Source organism: Dietzia sp. IBK-p2-15D, assembly GCF_057773105.1.
Genome location: NZ_JBYMTK010000022.1, coordinates 1 through 3,757, shown reverse-complemented (window position 1 = coordinate 3,757; position 3,757 = coordinate 1). Strand labels below are relative to the sequence as shown.

Below are 3,757 nucleotides of genomic sequence, written 5' to 3'. Positions count from 1 at the left end.
ACAGGGATGTGAAAGGGTCGCAACCAAACAAAAAATTTGGCACTATCACAAACAAAACACACTGTTGAGTTCTCAAACAACACCCACACACCACTCCCCAGTCATCCGAAGACAACCAGCTCGCGGGGTAGTCACTGCAATCCGCCACCCGCTCGGGGCAACTTCTCCAGCGTAGGTGACCCGCCCGCCCCAGTCAAACCAGGAGAACCGGACACCCGCATTTTCTACCCCCCGAACCAGGCCCTCGCCTCTCGGCTCCGGCCCGCTCCCTGGCGGCTCCGATAAAGTTACACGGGAGTGTCCACGAAACCAAATCCGGCCTGTTTTCGCTGGTAGATACCCATTTTGTCGAATCAAGACGCCTTGGCCTGTCGAGGGCACAGGTGGAGCGGCGCCACCACCACCCTTGCGGGCTCCCGGCTGAGACCTTCCGAGTCTTCCGCCTGGACCATCGGCGTGTCGTCTGCCCGCTCGGCCCCACGACCTACGCCCGACCGGGCGTCGGCCGCGGTTCGTCGAGAACCCAGTGCGGCTCGGGGGGTGTGGCCCGTTCGGTGGAACAGTCGATGCTGGGCTCTCCCCCGAGCCTTCACCGGGTCTCCCCGCCTGGGGCTGGCGAACTCCGGTCGGAACCGCATCGCGAGGCGAACACACCAGGCGAGAACACCACGCCGGTCCCCGCTCCCTAGGGCGTGCCCGAGTCGTGAGTGGGTGTTGTTCGACCAGTCCGACCCCGCGATCGGGACGGGGGTGTCAACGGCGGGTGGGTATTGCCACCTACGTGACGGCCGGAATCGGACCCCTCCGGTTGCGTGGCTGAGCGGTCAAGAGCCCTCGACATGTCCCGCCTCGGTGGGGGTGTCCGCCTCGTGTGCGGATCTCGGCGTGGTGGATGAGGTGGCCCGTCATCTCGACGACGACGACGACGATGGCCTGGGCGACGATCTGGCCCGCGCCAGACCGGTGTGTTCTGGGTGCCCAGGATCAAACGTCACTCGTGGCGGTGAGCCTCGAACCGGCAGAACAGTCTCGCGGCACCGAAGTCGGCCGTGTACCGCCGGCCTCGTCGATGCGGAGTGGCTTTCAGCGCCTCGGCTCACGTAGCCCGGGTTCTGGGTGCTTCTCGGCATGCGCGGTCTGGAGCTCGGCCGGCCATCCGACCGCGGGGTCGAATTGCACGGCGTAGCCACCGGCAATCGCCCTGTATCCGAGCGCGACAGCCAGCCGGGTTCTGCCAGCCCGAGGCCCGAGGCGCCCGACGCCGGCGGCCTCGGCGAGGTACGTGCTCGCCGTCGGATGCTCTAGCACCTCCCTGAGCAAGGTGAGTTGATGGCCGACGTTGAGGTCCCCGAGCATCGTGATTCGCGGAACGTGCGCCGCGCGACTGCGAAGCCGGATGCCGGATGCCGGATGCCGGGAACCTTCACGGCCGTCGACCCGGCGTCCCAGGACTGTGGCCGGGTATTCCCCGAAGGTCGAGCCCCGGCCGCGGGCGGTGTCGGCGAGCTCGCTGAACCAGCGGAGATGGTCGGGGGTCTTGAGCTCCCCGGCGGCATGGGCGACCTCGGGCGGGTCAGCCAACGAGATCTGGGGCTCCTCCGACACCGGCCCGCTTCCAGGAAGTCACGGCACTCGTGCATTCCCCGACAGCGGATGTCAGCCTCCTAGGCTGTGGCCCCGCAACCGACCCTGTTTGACATGCGAGAGCTCCTCGCCCGTGGGACCGCCGTCTCGCTCGAAGCGGAGCTTGTGCTCTGACCCCGACTCCCCCGCGTCGTCGACCCGGTACCGCGTGATCGATGATCCGCGCGCCAATCTGGACGCTAGCGTCGACCGTACTCGTCTCTTTCGTGCCGGCCCTGACCATGCGCGACGCGAACACGCTGATGGATCGCGGCCGACACTACTTCGACTGTTGCCACGTTCGGACTCTGAACGCCTCCGGGATTGCCGCCCTCCTCATCGACCAACCGGATAACGCCGTGGAGGTGGTTTGTCTACGGTTCCCCACGGCGCCTCTTCGTGATTGCAGACCCCCGTGCCGTCCAGCCGCTCGCGTGTCGGGCGACGCGCGAGCCGGTTGCGACACCGACGAGATCTCTGTCGACTCGGACATCGGCGTACTCGCCCGGGTGGCCGCATCCGACGACTCCTGGGAGGCCCGACTCGGGAGCCCGCGGTGATCGGTCAGCGCACTCCCCACGAGGTTCATCATTGGGACCGCGATGGCCCCACCATTCTCGGCGGTGATGGCTGGACCGCGAGATGTTCGGCATCGCGACCGGCAATTGGGCATGTCGTGATCATCGGCCACGTCGCGATCATTCATGGCCCCCCAGCCGCTGAGGCCTTCACTCGAACACGATCCGCGGTCATCGGAACCCGGGTCAACCGTCTCGTCGGCCCGGTGCCCTCAGCACCCGAGTGGAACCGCTAGCGGACAATGCCTGGGCCGACGAGCCGGTGTGCCCCGCCGGCATTGCTGCGTCCACGGCCGGGTGCCAACCGGCAGAGTGCGCGCATGCCCTCGCCGCGGCCCTCGAGCCGGGCCGAGATTCAGCCGAGCCAGCCAGCGTGAGAAGCGCCCTCGAGCCCGGCGCTTTGACCGTCCGCGGTGCTGGACTGTAACCCGGCGGCAGCCTTCGTCCGAACCTGCAACGACGGCCCGACACCAACCTCGGGGGGTTCAGAGGACTGCCTTTCGGCTCTGCCCATGAGCCCCTTTCCGCACCGCGTCACCCACCATGCCGGAGAGGACGGGATCTAAACCGAGCGCCCGCACAATTTTTGGCCGGTCGTGGCCGCCGAGTGGACCAGAGCAGCTACAGAGCCGCACGTTGAGCGTTAGGCTCTCGCCGCCTCTATCGAAGATGACCTGGTCACACCCGGTCACCCCCTGCGGTGATTTTCTACCCCCGGGCGGGGACGACACGATCGCGCTGCCGCCCGAGACCGGCTACACGGGCGCCCTCACACTCGTGGAGAAGGCGGCTGTTCGAGGTGGGTAGTGAACCGAGGACGGACGGCGACAAGATCAGCCCCGACGGCGTGTTCATCCACGATCAGGGCGCCAGCGCTCCCGTCTGACCCTGGGCCGAACAGGGAGCTCGAGCGCTGCACCCGTCCACGGACTTCCCTGCTCGACCCATCTCCGGCGGGCCGAATGAGACAGGAATGCCGGTGACCCCCGCGCAGACCTCATCGCGTGCGAACTCCGAGTCCCAGATTCTCCAGCTTCATGGCTATCCGGGCGGGGCTCGCCGATCTGGGCGCACGAGGTGAGTGTCGTCAGAGTCTTCTGGCTCGGTCAGGTGACGACTTCGACCGATAGTCACCGTCTTCAACGACGATCCCGTGCCCACAGTGACGGCCACCTCCAACGACGACGCAAGGTATCCCGGGCCATCCCTGCGTGGAAAGACTACCGACGGGCGGATCGTCGCCAGCTGAAGAGGAGAACAAGCACGAGCTGCCCGGCCTAGGTGGGAATCAAGCACGCGTCGTCGTCAAAAACCCCGATAGTGGAGGAACCCTCGAGGATGGACACGAAACTTCCGTTGGTGAGGATGCACGCTCTTCGACCGCCCAGCCCGCTAGAGACGCACGTGCCCATCCGCCTATAGGCGAACCCGGTGAATGTTCCGGGGACGTCGGATGAGTATCCGAATTGGCGGGTGCCGTTGTCGGGTCCTGGTGGTGAGGTGGTGGGTGTGGAGCAGTTGCGGGGTTCGTTGTTGGCGCGTCGGGTGATGGGTGC

General features: G+C 66.5%; 1 protein-coding gene. It reads right to left on the bottom strand.

All coding sequences use genetic code 11. From position 1 onward, the window contains the following. Window positions 1-1,083: 1,083 nt before the first annotated feature. Entirely contained in the window at window positions 1,084-1,581 is a 498-nt protein-coding gene (locus AC3DEV_RS16660; protein ID WP_488372810.1) for a P-loop NTPase family protein, read from the bottom strand. Window positions 1,582-3,757: the final 2,176 nt, after the last annotated feature.